General features: G+C 68.0%; 13 protein-coding genes. 4 read left to right on the top strand and 9 right to left on the bottom strand.

The window, feature by feature from the left end; all coding sequences use genetic code 11:
- Positions 1–121: 121 nt before the first annotated feature.
- The 5 genes from CQ039_RS02015 to CQ039_RS01995 form a co-directional block, all read right to left on the bottom strand.
- Complete coding sequence (locus CQ039_RS02015) at positions 122–766, bottom strand: protein-L-isoaspartate(D-aspartate) O-methyltransferase (protein WP_105562352.1); 645 nt, start codon at positions 764–766, stop codon at positions 122–124.
- Entirely contained in the window at positions 763–1,551 is a 789-nt protein-coding gene (gene surE / locus CQ039_RS02010; RefSeq protein WP_105562353.1) for a 5'/3'-nucleotidase SurE, read from the bottom strand. Before surE ends, CQ039_RS02015 begins: the two co-directional genes overlap by 4 nt.
- Positions 1,552–1,761: 210 nt before the next feature.
- Complete coding sequence (gene serS, locus CQ039_RS02005) at positions 1,762–3,234, bottom strand: serine--tRNA ligase (RefSeq protein WP_105562354.1); 1,473 nt, start codon at positions 3,232–3,234, stop codon at positions 1,762–1,764.
- A 235-nt stretch (positions 3,235–3,469) separates the two neighbouring features.
- Positions 3,470–4,765, bottom strand: a complete 1,296-nt coding sequence (locus CQ039_RS02000; protein ID WP_105562355.1) for a cytochrome b/b6 domain-containing protein — start codon at positions 4,763–4,765, stop codon at positions 3,470–3,472.
- 71 nt (positions 4,766–4,836) lie between these two features.
- A complete protein-coding gene (locus CQ039_RS01995; RefSeq protein WP_105562356.1) occupies positions 4,837–5,547 on the bottom strand; it encodes a YceI family protein in 711 nt (236 codons plus the stop codon).
- 180 nt (positions 5,548–5,727) lie between these two features.
- On the opposite strand from CQ039_RS01995, the gene mutL reads away from it, so the two are divergent.
- From mutL to CQ039_RS01980, 3 genes are all read left to right on the top strand, one after another.
- The gene (gene mutL / locus CQ039_RS01990) at positions 5,728–7,641 is read left to right on the top strand and encodes a DNA mismatch repair endonuclease MutL (protein WP_105562357.1); all 1,914 of its coding nucleotides are present in this window, start codon (positions 5,728–5,730) and stop codon (positions 7,639–7,641) included.
- Positions 7,641–8,108, top strand: coding sequence for a low molecular weight protein-tyrosine-phosphatase (locus tag CQ039_RS01985; RefSeq protein WP_105562358.1), 468 nt, complete (start codon positions 7,641–7,643; stop codon positions 8,106–8,108). Before mutL ends, CQ039_RS01985 begins: the two co-directional genes overlap by 1 nt.
- Positions 8,109–8,283: 175 nt before the next feature.
- Positions 8,284–8,559 (top strand): YjhX family toxin, encoded by a 276-nt coding sequence (locus tag CQ039_RS01980; protein ID WP_105562359.1) that lies wholly within the window; start codon positions 8,284–8,286, stop codon positions 8,557–8,559.
- A gap of 40 nt (positions 8,560–8,599) precedes the next feature.
- Here CQ039_RS01980 and CQ039_RS01975 read toward each other — a convergent pair whose 3' ends face one another.
- The 4 genes from CQ039_RS01975 to CQ039_RS01960 all read right to left on the bottom strand — a co-directional run bounded on the left by CQ039_RS01975 (position 8,600) and on the right by CQ039_RS01960 (position 12,328).
- Positions 8,600–9,532 carry a dienelactone hydrolase family protein gene (locus CQ039_RS01975; protein WP_158255980.1) on the bottom strand — a complete coding sequence of 311 codons (933 nt, stop codon included), beginning with the start codon at positions 9,530–9,532 and terminating at the stop codon, positions 8,600–8,602.
- Positions 9,533–9,614: 82 nt separating this feature from the next.
- Entirely contained in the window at positions 9,615–10,181 is a 567-nt protein-coding gene (gene rsmD, locus CQ039_RS01970; protein WP_105562361.1) for a 16S rRNA (guanine(966)-N(2))-methyltransferase RsmD, read from the bottom strand.
- A gap of 2 nt (positions 10,182–10,183) precedes the next feature.
- Positions 10,184–10,612, bottom strand: coding sequence for a GFA family protein (locus tag CQ039_RS01965; RefSeq protein WP_105562362.1), 429 nt, complete (start codon positions 10,610–10,612; stop codon positions 10,184–10,186).
- A gap of 21 nt (positions 10,613–10,633) precedes the next feature.
- Positions 10,634–12,328 (bottom strand): pseudouridine synthase, encoded by a 1,695-nt coding sequence (locus CQ039_RS01960; protein WP_105562363.1) that lies wholly within the window; start codon positions 12,326–12,328, stop codon positions 10,634–10,636.
- Between the two features lie 12 nt (positions 12,329–12,340).
- Here CQ039_RS01960 and tadA point away from each other — a divergent pair, with 12 nt between their 5' ends.
- On the top strand, positions 12,341–12,799 hold the full coding sequence (tadA, locus tag CQ039_RS01955) for a tRNA adenosine(34) deaminase TadA (protein WP_105562398.1): 459 nt from the start codon (positions 12,341–12,343) through the stop codon (positions 12,797–12,799).
- Positions 12,800–12,821: the final 22 nt, after the last annotated feature.

The following is a 12,821-nucleotide window of genomic DNA, read 5'->3' as shown; positions in this document are numbered from 1 at the left end:
CCTCCTTCTTAACCTTGAATTGCGTCTGCCCCCGGTGTGCCCCGGAAGCGCCGCCAAGCCAACCCGTCAAACGGCGCCAAAGTGGGGCGGAAAGGTTAACCGCGCGCCGAAACGCGCGTGCCTACCCCTCCTTGGCCGTGCCCTCGACCAGAGGCACGAAGCGCACTTCGCACAGGCTTTCGCGGCGGAAGCTGCCATCTTCCTGGCCGGTGTAGCGGTTCAGCATCTGCACCGAGCTGCGCCCGACCGGCGCGACCAGAACCCCGCCGGGCTTCAGTTGTTTCAACAGTTCCGTCGGCTCGTGCGGAGACGCCGCCGTGACCATGATCCGGTCAAAAGGCGACTGTTCCAGCCAGCCCTGCCCGCCGTCGCCGTGGCGAGTGAAGACATTGTCCACGCCCAGCACCTTCAGCTTGGCCTCCGCCTCGGTCAGCAGGCTCTTGTAGCGTTCCACCGAATAGACGAACCGCGCCAGGCGGCTGAGCACCGCGCACTGATAGCCGCTGCCGGTGCCGATCTCGAGCACGCGATGGCGCGGCCCTACCTCCAACGCCTGGGTCATCAGACCGACGATATAGGGCTGGCTGATCGTCTGGGCGCAGTCGATCGGCAGGGCCTGATCTTCCCAGGCCTGATCCAGGAACTTCTCGTGGACGAACAGCGAGCGGTCGATGGACTCCATCGCCTTCAGCACCCGCGCGTCGGTGACGCCCTGGCGCCGCAGCGACAGGATCAACCGGCCCGCACGGTCGTCCGACAGGCTCATCCGGCGGGACCTTTGGGGGGCGCGCCGCCCAGAACCTTCTTCAGGTCATTGACGCTGCGCATATGCGTCAGGTCGATATGCAGCGGCGTGACCGAGATGCGACCCTCGTCCATGGCCCTCAGGTCGGTTCCCTCGGCGTGCTCCTGCGGCGCGCCGCGGAAGGCCATCCAGTAGTAGTCGCGACCGCGCAGGTCGGTGCGACGGATGGCGTGCATCTCGCCGATGTCGCGGAAGCCCTGCTTGGTCACCTCGACCGCCTTGACCAGTTCCGGCGGCAGGTTGGGGAAGTTGACGTTCATGACCACGCCGTCCTCCCACTTCTGCTCCAGCAGCTTGGCGATGATGCCGGGCGCGAAGGCCTCAGCCGTCTCCCAGTGCGCCACCACGTCGTCGTGGAAGCGTTCCAGCGACTGCGACAGGGCGATGGAGCGAATGCCGAAGGCCATGCCCTGCAGCGCGCCCGCCACGGTGCCGGAATAGCTGACGTCCTCGCCGACGTTGTGGCCGCGATTGACGCCCGACAGCACAAGATCGGGCCTCTCGGGCATCAGGTCGTTGACCGCCAGGATGACGCAGTCGGTCGGCGTGCCGGTCACGGCGAAGCGCTTGTCGCCCAGCTTGTTGACCCGCAGCGGCTCGGTCAGGGTGATCCCCCGCCCCTTGGCCGATTGCTCGGTCTGGGGCGCGACAACCCAGACGTCGTCCGACAGGGTGCGAGCAATCTTCTCAAGACATTCAAGGCCTTCCGCCTCGATGCCATCGTCGTTGGTGAGGAGGATTCTCATAGGCCGCGCCCAAGTAGTCCGAAGGACGATAGCGCGCCAAAAATGTCCTTCTCCCCTTGCGGGAGAAGGTGGCTGGCGCAGCCAGACGGATGAGGGGTCGCACCCCGGCCGAAAATCATGTCGTCTGAACTCGCCACTATCATCTTCTGTCTGAGCAACCCCTCATCCGAGCCGCTACGCGGCCCACCTTCTCCCACAAGGGGAGAAGGATCAGCCAACCTGTTTCAATCCGCCCATATAGGGCAGCAGCGCGTTCGGCACGGCGATCGAGCCGTCCTCCTGCTGATAGTTCTCCATCACCGCGACCAGGGTGCGGCCGACCGCCAGGCCCGAGCCGTTCAGGGTGTGCAGGAACTCAGTCTTCTTCTCGCCCGCGCGCTTGAACCGGGCGTCCATGCGCCGGGCCTGGAAGTCGCCGCAGTTCGAGCAGGAGCTGATCTCGCGATAGGTGTTCTGCGACGGCAGCCAGACCTCAAGGTCATAGGTCTTCTGCGCCGAGAAGCCCATGTCGCCCTTGCACAGCAGCACCTTGCGATAGGGCAGCTCCAGCGCCTGCAACACGGCCTCGGCGCAGCCCGTCATGCGCTCGTGCTCGGCCTCGGAATCCTCCGGACGGCAGATGGAGACCATCTCGACCTTGGAAAACTGATGCTGGCGGATCAGGCCGCGCGTATCGCGCCCCGCCGAACCGGCCTCGGCCCGGAAGCAGGGCGTCAGCGCCGTCATCCGCAGTGGCGTCGCCACCTCGTCTTCGGACAGGATCTGCTCGCGCACGAGGTTGGTCAGGGAGACTTCGGCGGTGGGGATGAGGTAGCGCCCAGCCGGTTTCATCAAGCGATCGTCATGGGCAAGCGTCGCCATCGCTTCTTCAAACCGCTGGCGCACAAAAACTGCAGCCTGCTGCTTGCTCTGGATCGCGTCTTCGTAGCCCGGATGCCAGTCGCCAGAGACAGCATCGAAAATTGCATCCGTGGTAAGCATCGAGTCCCACAGTTCGCGATCCACGTCGGGAATCTTGAACAGATCTTCCTCGAACTTCGGCAACTGCCCCGTGCCGAACATCGCATCGTCTTTGACGAGAAGCGGCGGGTTCACTTCCAGATACCCGTGCGTGTCCGTCTGCAGGTCCAGCATGAACTGACCGATGGCGCGTTCCAGACGCGCCAGTTGGCCCTTCAACACGGCGAAACGCGAGCCGGACATCTTCGCTGCGGCTTCAAAGTCCAGCAGGCCCAGGGCTTCGCCCAGGTCCGAGTGGTCCTTGGCCGGGCCGGTCGTGCGCGGCTCGCCCCACTTCAGGACCTCGACATTGTCGTTCTCGTCTTCGCCGTCCGGAACATTGTCAGCCGCCAGGTTCTTCAGCCCCGCCAGCAGGTCGCGCAGTTCGGCGCCCTTGGCGGCTTCGGCCTCGCCTGCCTCGGCGATGTCGGTTTTCAGGGTCTCGACCTCGGCCTTCAGCCGGTCGGCCTCGGCCATGTCCTTCTTGCCCATGGCGGCGCCGATGGCCTTGGAGGCGGCGTTGCGCTTGGCCAGGGCTTCCTGCCCCGTCGTCTGGGCGGCGCGCAGGTCCACGTCCAGCGCCAGAATGCGGGCCACCACCTCGGCGGCGTCATCCACCCCGCGCGACGACCAGCCGGCGACGAAGGCTTCGGGGTTGTCGCGGATGGCTCTGATGTCGTGCATGGCGTCAATCTTCGGACGTTCGGGAAGAAGCCGAAGGCTGTAACGCCCCGCGCGGAGTCGAGCAAACCCCTAAGCGCTCATCCGGCCCCTGATGCCGTCATCCCGGACGCCTCGCAGAGGCGATCCGGGACCCAGGCGGCGGATCTCAAACACGACAGGCCCTGTATGTCTTTGACGTCTGGGTCCCGGATAGCGGCTGCGCCGCTTCCGGGATGACGGCGGGTGGGAGCAGGCGTCAGCGCCTCGCCGTCACCTTGATCTCCACCCCGATCGCCTTGGACACCCAGTCACCGCCCGCGTCGGACATCATGCCCAGATCCAGCGCCGCGCGGTCCAACTCCAGCTTGCCGGCCACCGTCGCCACGCCATTCACCTCGTCAAAGGTGAAGGGCAGGACCACGGGAACCGTCGTCGTCTTGATCCGCAGCGTCCCGGTCGCCTCATAGCGGTTGCCGCCCAGGGCCTTGAACGCCGTCGCCTCGAACCGTGCGGTCGGATAGGCGCTCGGATCGAACCATTCGGCCCCGGTCAGGCTGCCTTCCTGCGTCGCGTCGCCGGTCTTGGCCGTGCCGGTCTGGACCAGAACCACGGCCTTGGAGCCCGCCAGATCGGCCGGATCGAACCAGACCTGGCCCTCCCACTGCTCGAACCGCCCTATGAAGCCCTTGCCCGCGTGGGTCCCGGTAAAGGCGATGCTGGAGGCCGCCTTGTCGATGGTCCAGGCCGTCGCCGTGCCCGGCGTGACCGCAGCCTCGGCCTGAGCGGGGGCCGCTGCGACATGAGCTTCGCTCGCCGCCCCTTCGGCCAGAGGCGCGGGCTTGGCCGCAATGCCGCCCGCCACGGCCAGGGCCGCGATGAAGCCAAGGCCCGCCAGACGTTCGGTGCGACGCAACAGCGGCCTGGGTTCCGGCGCCGTCCGGCCCTCGCCGTGCTTCAGCGCCGGGATCATGTGGGCCAGAACCCCGTCGCGATTGATGAACTGATGCTTCAGCGCCGCCCCGACGTGCAGCACGATCAGCACCACCGCGCCCCAGGCCATCAGGCTGTGCGCCCCCATGGCCTGATAGGCCACGGCCCGGCGAACGCCCGCCGCCGCTTCGCCAATGAAGGGCAGGTGCGGCACGCTGAACAGGCCGAACCAACTGGTCGCCACGGCCAGCGGCGTATCCGTCGCCACGGCCCAGCCCGCCGAGACGTAGAGCCAGCCGGTCAAAGGCAGGGCCAGCATCAGGCCATAGAAGGCCGCATGGGTCGCCCGCGCCGCGAACGTCTCCCAGGTCTTCATCTCGGCCGGCATCCCCGGCGTCCGGTGCGTCAGTCGCCAGACCAGCCGCAGGACCGTCAGCGCCAGGATCAAAAAGCCGATCGACTTGTGAATCTGGAACACGCGATAGGCCAGCGCCTGACTGCCCGGCTCATTGATCGCATCGCTCATCCACCAGCCCATCGGGATCATGGCGATGATGGCGACCGCGATGGCCCAGTGCAGGGCGATGGCGACGGGGGTGTAGCGGCTGGCGACCGAAGTCATGGCGAAACTCGCAAAATGCTCAAAGAAAAACGGGCGGGACCGTCCGGCCCCGCCCGTCCATTCACGCTGACTTAGGCGGCCGGCGCGGCGGCGACCGGCGCCACCTGCTGCAGGAACTCGCCGTCGAAGCGGATGGTGGTTTCGTCGCCCACCGGACCGACCGGCATGCCGAAGTCCGAGCGCTTGAACTTGCCTTCAGCCGCGAAGCCGAGGGTCGGGACCTGCATGAAGGGGTGCTTCTCGATCTCGCCGCCGAAGGTGGCGTCCAGCGTCACCGGCTTGGTCACGCCCAGGAAGGTCAGGTCGCCCGTCACCTTGGCCGTGCGCGTGCCAGTCAGCTCAACCTTGGTCGACTTGAAGGTGATCTGCGGGAAGGCGCCAGCGTTCAGGAAGTTCTTGTTCTTCGCAATGTCTTCGCTCCAGCTCTTGAAGCCCGAGCCAGCGTGGGTGCCGGTGTAATCGCCCGGATAGTTGGCGTCGACCGAGGCCGGGTCGATGCTGACCTCGACGGTGCTGTTGGCCAGGTTGGCCGGGTCCAAGGTGATCTTGGCGTCAAACTTGTTGAAGCGGGCCGTGTAGTTCGAGATCGTGTTGTGACCGATCGACCACTGCAGCGAGGCGTGGGTCGGGTCCATGACATAGACGCCAGCCGGGGCCTTCAGCTCGACCGGGGCGGTCGAGACGGCGTCGGCGGCGGGCGCGCCCGACTTGTCGGCGGCGGGGCTGCAGGCGGCCAGCAGGGCGGCGGCGGAAACGGCCAGAATGGCGGCTTTGATCTTCATGGAAGGACCTCGTTGAATGTTCAGGGCTGGACACGAGGTCCAGAAACGGTTGCTCTGTCCGTCGGCGCGCCGCCCGGACTGCAACAGTATAAGTTGCGATTACGGCGCTTCAAGCCCCGTTCGCTCAAAAATGCGGATTGAGGTGCGCCCTGCGCGTCACCCGCCTATCTTGCGACTCACATGCCCATTCGTCGCCTCCCTCCCGAAACCGTCAACCGCATCGCCGCCGGCGAGGTGGTCGAACGCCCCGCCAGCGCCATCAAGGAACTGGTCGAGAACGCGCTGGACGCGGGGGCTTCGCGCGTCGAGATCCAGGCGGACGGCGGCGGCCTGACCCGCATCCTGATCGCCGACGACGGCAAGGGCATCCCCAAGGACGAACTGCCGCTGGCGGTTGAACGCCACGCCACGTCCAAGCTGGAGCCCGACGATGCGGGCGACGTGGACCTGTTGCGGATCCACACCCTCGGCTTCCGCGGCGAGGCCCTGCCCTCCATCGGCTCAGTCGCCCGCCTGACCATCACGACGCGGGCTAGGGAAGAGGCCGACGCCTGGGCGGTCACGGTCGATGGCGGCGATCAGCGCCCGGTCACCCCCGCCGGCTTCCCCGGTCCGCACGGCGCCCGGGTCGAGGTCCGCGACCTCTTCTACGCCACCCCCGCCCGCCTCAAGTTCATGAAGTCCGAGCGGTCGGAGGCCATGGCCATCTCGGAGGAAATCAAGCGTCAGGCCATGGCCCACGAAGCCGTGGCCTTCACCCTGTCGCTGGACGGCAAGGTGACACTGCGCCTGCCCGCCGAACATCCCGGCTTCGAAGGCCGCCTGAAACGCCTCGGCGCCCTGCTGGGTCGCGACTTCGAAGCCAACGCCCTGCTGATCGATCAGGAGCGCGACGGCGTGCGCCTGTCCGGCTATGCGGGCCTGCCCACCTATTCGCGCGGCAATGCGGCGCACCAGTTCCTGTTCGTCAACGGCCGTCCGGTGCGCGACCGCCTGCTGCAAGGCGCCTTGCGCGGCGCCTATGCCGACTTCCTGGCCCGCGACCGCCACCCGGCGGCGGCCTTGTTCCTCGACATCGACCCGCTCTATGTCGATGTGAACGTCCATCCAGCAAAAGCAGAAGTCCGCTTCCGCGACCCGGCCCTGGTGCGCGGCCTGATCGTCGGGGCCCTGCGTCACGCCCTGCACGCCGCCGGACACCGCGCCTCCACCACGGTCGCCGCCGACGCCCTGTCGGGTTTCCGCCCGCACACGGGCGAGGCCCTCTACAGCCCCACCTCGCCGTCGGCCCAGTCGTTCGGCCAAGCCGCGCCGGGCTGGAGCGGCTGGCAGGGCTGGTCGCAACCGGCCGCCGCCGCCCAAAACCTGCCGGGCCTGAACGAACGCTCAGCCCGCGTCGAGCACACCTGGAACGGACAGGCCGCCGCCCCCGACTTCCGCGCCCTGGGCCAGATCCAGGCCGAACACGCCGGTCAGATCGCGCCCGGCGCCCAGACGCCGCCGGACCTGATCGACTACCCCCTCGGCGCCGCCCGCGCCCAACTTCATGGCACCTATATCGTCGCCCAGACCCGCGACGGCCTGGTCGTGGTCGATCAACACGCCGCCCACGAACGGCTCGTTTACGAGCGGATGAAGATCCAGATGGCGACCGGCGCCGTCACCCGTCAGGCCCTGCTGACGCCCGAGGTGGTCGAACTGGACCCCGCCGAGGCCGACCGTGTCGCCGCCAAGGCCGAGGAACTAGCCGAGATGGGCCTGATCGTCGAAGCCTTCGGGGTCGGCGCGGTTCTGGTCCGCGAAACCCCGGCCCTGCTCGGCGACACCGATGTTCAGGGCCTGATCCGCGACATCGCCGACGACCTGTCCGAACACGGCGCCGCCCTGTCGCTGAAGGAACGCATGGCCGAGGTCTGCGGCACCATGGCCTGCCACGGCAGCGTCCGCGCCGGCCGCGTCCTCTCGGCCCCCGAAATGAACGCCCTACTCCGTCAGATGGAGGCCACGCCCCACTCCGGTCAGTGCAATCACGGCCGCCCGACCTATGTGGAGCTAAAGCTCAACGACCTAGAGAAGCTGTTCGGGCGCAGGTGATGACGCCCTCCGTCCTCTTCGTCTGCCTCGGCAACATCTGTCGCTCGCCGCTGGCCGAGGCCGCCTTTCGCGAAGAGGCCCGCCGCCTAAAACTGGACGTAGTGATCGATTCCGCCGGCACCGGCGCCTGGCACGTCGGCTCCCCGCCTGATCCCCGCGCCCAGGCCGTGGCCCGCAAGAACGGTGTCGATATCTCCGCCCTGCGCGGCCGTCAGGTGAAGCCCGCCGACTTCCGTCGCTTCACCCACATCGTCGCTCTGGACGAGGACAACCTCGCCAACCTGCGCCGCCTAGCCCCCGCCGACGCCACGGCCGAGCTCAGCCTGCTGCTGGATCACGTCGAGGGCCGCGAGGGTCAGCCCGTGGCTGATCCCTATTTCGGCGAGGACGACGGTTTCGACCTCACCTGGGCCGACGTCACCGCTGGCGCGCGCGGCCTGGCCCGCAAGCTGCGCCGGGGCGATTGAAACCGTCGCCCGCCCTCTCTATCTGTCGTCTCTCACCTGTTGGGACTGTTTATGTCTGAGAATGTGTTCACGGCCTGAGGCCCGGACGCTGAAACCCGTCCGAGGCCGCACGCAACGCCCCGCGTCTGAATGATCGACGCAGGGCGCACGCTGACGCCTGTCCGGACAATCCGAAATGAACATCTCCCGTGCGGAACAACGCACGCTCCACGCCCTGGCCCAGGGCGGTCGCATCCTGCTGGAGCGCGACGAACAAGGCCGCATCATCGCCGCCCGCTGCTTCACCCGCGAAGGCTGGGTGCTGGACGGCTGTAATCTCGAGCAATGGCGCAGCCTGAAGCGCAAGGGCGTCATCAGGTCGCGAAACGGCGGCCCCTATGTCGTCAATCGTGACGGCCTGACCCGTATGCGCAGCCAGTTGGACAACCGCACCTCAGGCCGCGGTTTCTGACCTCAAAGGACGCGCGCGACATCCCCGTCGCGCGCGTCCGTCAGGGCTTCAGGCCCGCCGCCAAAAAGGCCGTCACCTTCGACCAGGCGTCCTGACGCGCCGCCGCATCGGCCTCGGGCGAGCCGCCGCTGCGCGGGCTTTCGCGCGGCCCGCCGTCGCCGACCAGATCATGACCGGCCTCGGGATAGATCAGAGCCGTCGTTACCCGCCCCGCCGCCTGACGCGAGGCGACGATGGCGCGCACCGCCGTCGCCGCATCCCACTGGGCGTCCCGCTCGCCCGCGATCAGGATCAGCGGCCCGGCGTAGGCCTCCACCGGAATGCGCGCCTCGGCCTCCTTCTCGGGATGGTCCGCGCGTCCGTTGGCGTGGATGGCGCGCAGATCGGCCTTGCCCGGACCGGCCAGAAGCCCCTCAACGAAGCCGCGATAAGGCATGAAGGGCAGCGGCTTGCCATCGAACGAGAACGAGGACCGCGTGCCCTCGGCCTCGACCGTCTCCAGCCCCCAGCCTTCCCAGACGACATCCGTGGGCGCATAGGCGACGACAGCGTCGATCCAGTCGTAGCGGCTGGCCGCGATCAGGGCGAACTCCGCCCCCTTGGAAGCTCCGAACAGGCCGAACCGCTCGACATCAACGCCCGGCATCCCGCGCAGAGCGTCGCGCAACTCCGCCAGTTGATCCACCCGAATGTCGACAAAGCTGCCCGCGATCTCGGGCAGAGCCTTGGGCGGGCCATATTGACCCCAGTCCGGCGAATAATAGGGCAGCCCTACCGCCGCATAGCCCATGCCGGCCAGTATGGGGCCGAACCGGTCGCCCGCCTCGGTCCCGCCGTCCGCCCCATGCAGGATGACCACGACCGGCCTCGGACCTTCGCCCGCCTCGACATAGAGCTGGGCGTGAGGGAAGCCGGGAATGGCCGAAGACGCGACCTGGGCCCATCCGACGCCGGGGGCTAGTCCGATAGCCAAGGCCGCGCCGATCACCGCGCGTCTTGCGACAGTTCCAAACACGACACCCTCCGCGTCCGCCCAGAGACAGACGCCTTAAGTATCAGCGTTCGCTTCTCAGGAACAGGACACGCGCAGCGCCATAGTCGCGCGTATCCAGACGCTCATAGCCCGGCGTGTCGATGTCGGGTTCGTCCGAGCCGCGCTCGAACACCACGATGGCGCGCGGCTTCAGCCACTGGCCTTCACGCAGCCGCTGCAGCGTCTGTTCGCCCAGGCCCTTGGCGTAGGGCGGATCAAGGAAGGCCAGGTCGAAGGCCTCGCCCACCGAACCGGGGCGCTCGCCCAGATCGATGGCGCTGCGACGATGCACGCGCGCCCGCCCGAACAGGCCATAGGCGTCCATGTTCTCGCGGATCACGCCGCGCGCGCCGTCGTCGATCTCGACGAACAGGGCGAAGGCCGCCCCGCGCGAGATCGCCTCGAACCCCAAGGCGCCCGAGCCGGCGTAGATGTCCATGACCCGCGCCTCGTGCAGGCCTTCGGCCCAGGCGGCGTGTTCCAGCACGTTGAAGATGGCCTGACGCGCCCGATCCGAGGTCGGACGCGTGTTCTGGCCCTCGGGCGCGAGGATGGCGCGCCCCTTCAGGCTGCCGGCGACGATGCGCATTTTCAGTCTGCTCCGGGCGCGTACAGGGCCTCGACCTCAGCGCCGGTCAGGCGCGGGCGGTCGCCAGCGAAGTCATAGTTGGCGGGCTTGGAGTCGATGTAGATCTCGTCCTCGAACGCAAAGACGCTCGGGTCGTCGAAGGCCTGGACCGACACCATGGTCATGCCACCCGGCTTCAACCGCCAGAACAGGCCCGAGCCGCAGGTCGGGCAGAACTGACGCTCCGCCCACTCTGACGACTTGTAGGTGGCGATGGCGCCGGCGACCTCGACACTATCGCCGGCGTTGACGCTCAACGAGACCCCGCCCGAGATCCGCCGACAGCTTTCGCAATGGCAGGCGTGCATCCCGCCCTGCGGCACGGCGGTGAATGTCACCGCGCCGCACAGGCAACGGCCCGCCAGACGCGCGCCGTCCTTGACCTCGGCCATCGTCAGTCCCCCATCCAGACCTTAGCTGCGGCCGCGCGGACCGCCGGGCTTGCCGCCAAACGGTTTGCCGCCGCCGGGACGCGAACCGCCGCCCGGTTTGCCGCCAAAGCCGCCGGGCTTGCCGCCTGAGCGCGGTTTGAAGTCACGCTGGGGACGGTCGCTGGAACCACCTTCACGCGGCTTGAAATCGCGCTGAGGACGGTCACCGCCCGAACGCGGTGCGCCGTCGCGGGGTTGGAAGTCACGCTTGGGTCGATCACCGAACCCGCCTTCACGCGGTTTGAAGTCGCGTTGCGGACGGTCGCCGTCCGAGCGCGCGCCGTCACGCGGCTTGAAGTCCCGCTTCGGTCGGTCGCTGAAGCCGCCTTCACGCGGTTTGAAGCCGCCCTTGGCGCCATCGCGGGGTGCGCGGCGGTCGTCGATGAGTTGCGGCTCGGAGCGATTGAAGGGCCTGCGCGGACGTTCCGACCACTCGCCGCCTTGGGCGGCTTCGGGCCGGGCACGCGGCTTGAAGGTCTTGGTGTGCTCGAAACGCGGCCCAGTCTTGGCCCAGCCCTCCTTCTTGGCCGGGCGCTCGCGACGGTCGACCGCATCGGCCTGGGCCTCGGTCGCCGCGCGGACGCGGCTCGGCTTGCGCGAGGGGTCCGACATGGCCGAACCCGACTTGCCCGTCACGATCGGCGACGAGGTGCGGCGGCCGGGGATGGGCGCGGGGGTCGAGACGCTGTTGCCGGTCGGCAGGTTCTCGGGCCGGATGTGGTCGGCGAGCATCTCGCGGATCACGCGCGGACCGATTTCCTCGACTGCTCCGACCGGCAGGGTGCCGAGTTGGAACGGGCCGTAGGCCAGACGGATCAGGCGGTTCACGGTCAGGCCGACCGACTCCAGGACCTTGCGGACCTCGCGGTTCTTGCCCTCGGTGATCGAGACGCTGATCCACAGGTTGGCCGAGCTGCGCTCGCCGTCCTCTTTTTCCTTGGCCTTGTCGATGGTCGCTTCCATCGGGCCGTAGTGAACGCCCTCGATGGTGCAGCCGGTCTTCAGCTTGTCCAGCTCGGCCTGGGTGATGCGGCCACGGGCGCGGGCGCGATAGTGACGCACCAGGGCCGTGTCAGGCATTTCCAGCGCCCGGCTCAGTTCGCCGTCGTTGGTCAGCAGCAGCAGACCCTCGGTGTTCAGGTCGAGGCGTCCGACCGAGATTACGCGCGGCAGTCCGCTGGGCAGGGCGTCGAACACGGTCGGGCGGCCCGCCGGATCGTTGTGGCTGGTGATCAGGCCGGCCGGCTTGTGATAGCGCCAGACGCGCGTCGCCTGGGCCGCGCCCATAGGCTTGCCGTTGACGGTGATCACGTCGTCGCGCGTCACCAGGGTCGCGGGCGTGTCCAGGATGCGGCCGTTGACCGCCACCTTGCCCAGACCGATCAGGCGCTCGACCTCACGGCGCGAGGCGATGCCTGCGCGGGCCATCGCCTTGGCGATTCGCTCGCTGCGCAGCGGCGCCGCCGGTTCCTTAGCCGTTTTCGGGCCGCCCTTGCCGGCGCCCTTGGCAAAAGGCTTGGCGCCGCGATCGTCCTTGCGATCGCCGCGCGGCGGGCCTTTGCGGTCTGCGAAGCCGCCCTTGTCCGGGCGCGCGTCGGCGAATTTACGGGGGCCGCGCGGGCCGTCGTCTTGACGGGAGCGGGGCTTCTTGTCGTTGTCTTTGGGATGGCGATCCATGATGAGCGGTTCATGAGCATGGCGCTCGACTTGGCGCAAGCGGCGGCGCAAGCGGGCGAAGTGCCCGTGGGCGCGGTAATTGTCGATGAAACGACCGGCAAAGTGGTTGGCCGTGGGCAAAACGGCCCCATAACCGCCCACGATCCGACGGCCCATGCCGAGATCGTGGCTTTGCGCGATGCTGCGGCGACGTTGCAGAATTATCGCCTTACCGACCTCACGCTTTATGTCACGCTGGAACCCTGCGCCATGTGCGCGGGCGCGATCAGCCACGCTCGGATCGGTCGCGTGGTCTGGGGAGCCGACGATCCCAAGGGCGGCGCGGTGATCCACGGCGGCCGCTTCTTCGATCAACCGACCTGCCATTGGCGGCCCGCGACTGAGAGCGGCGTCCTGGCCGAACCGGCCGCCGAGACCCTGCGAGCCTTCTTCCGGGCGCGTCGCGGAACACGCGCCGCCGTGGGGCGTTGAAAACCCAAGCTTGACCTTGGAG

The sequence above is a fragment of the Brevundimonas sp. MYb52 genome, from assembly GCF_002979535.1.
Lineage (GTDB): Bacteria > Pseudomonadota > Alphaproteobacteria > Caulobacterales > Caulobacteraceae > Brevundimonas.
The sequence above is the reverse complement of the archived record's forward strand: the minus strand, read 5'-3'. Positions and strand labels throughout refer to the sequence as shown.

Coding starts and splice junctions, on each gene's coding strand:
- CQ039_RS02015 (WP_105562352.1), bottom strand. CDS start 766: ATGAGCCTGTCGGACGACCGTGCGGGCCGGTTGATCCTGTCGCTGCGG.
- surE (WP_105562353.1), bottom strand. CDS start 1,551: ATGAGAATCCTCCTCACCAACGACGATGGCATCGAGGCGGAAGGCCTT.
- serS (WP_105562354.1), bottom strand. CDS start 3,234: ATGCACGACATCAGAGCCATCCGCGACAACCCCGAAGCCTTCGTCGCC.
- CQ039_RS02000 (WP_105562355.1), bottom strand. CDS start 4,765: ATGACTTCGGTCGCCAGCCGCTACACCCCCGTCGCCATCGCCCTGCAC.
- CQ039_RS01995 (WP_105562356.1), bottom strand. CDS start 5,547: ATGAAGATCAAAGCCGCCATTCTGGCCGTTTCCGCCGCCGCCCTGCTG.
- mutL (WP_105562357.1), top strand. CDS start 5,728: ATGCCCATTCGTCGCCTCCCTCCCGAAACCGTCAACCGCATCGCCGCC.
- CQ039_RS01985 (WP_105562358.1), top strand. CDS start 7,641: ATGACGCCCTCCGTCCTCTTCGTCTGCCTCGGCAACATCTGTCGCTCG.
- CQ039_RS01980 (WP_105562359.1), top strand. CDS start 8,284: ATGAACATCTCCCGTGCGGAACAACGCACGCTCCACGCCCTGGCCCAG.
- rsmD (WP_105562361.1), bottom strand. CDS start 10,181: ATGCGCATCGTCGCCGGCAGCCTGAAGGGGCGCGCCATCCTCGCGCCC.
- CQ039_RS01965 (WP_105562362.1), bottom strand. CDS start 10,612: ATGGCCGAGGTCAAGGACGGCGCGCGTCTGGCGGGCCGTTGCCTGTGC.
- CQ039_RS01960 (WP_105562363.1), bottom strand. CDS start 12,328: ATGGATCGCCATCCCAAAGACAACGACAAGAAGCCCCGCTCCCGTCAA.
- tadA (WP_105562398.1), top strand. CDS start 12,341: ATGAGCATGGCGCTCGACTTGGCGCAAGCGGCGGCGCAAGCGGGCGAA.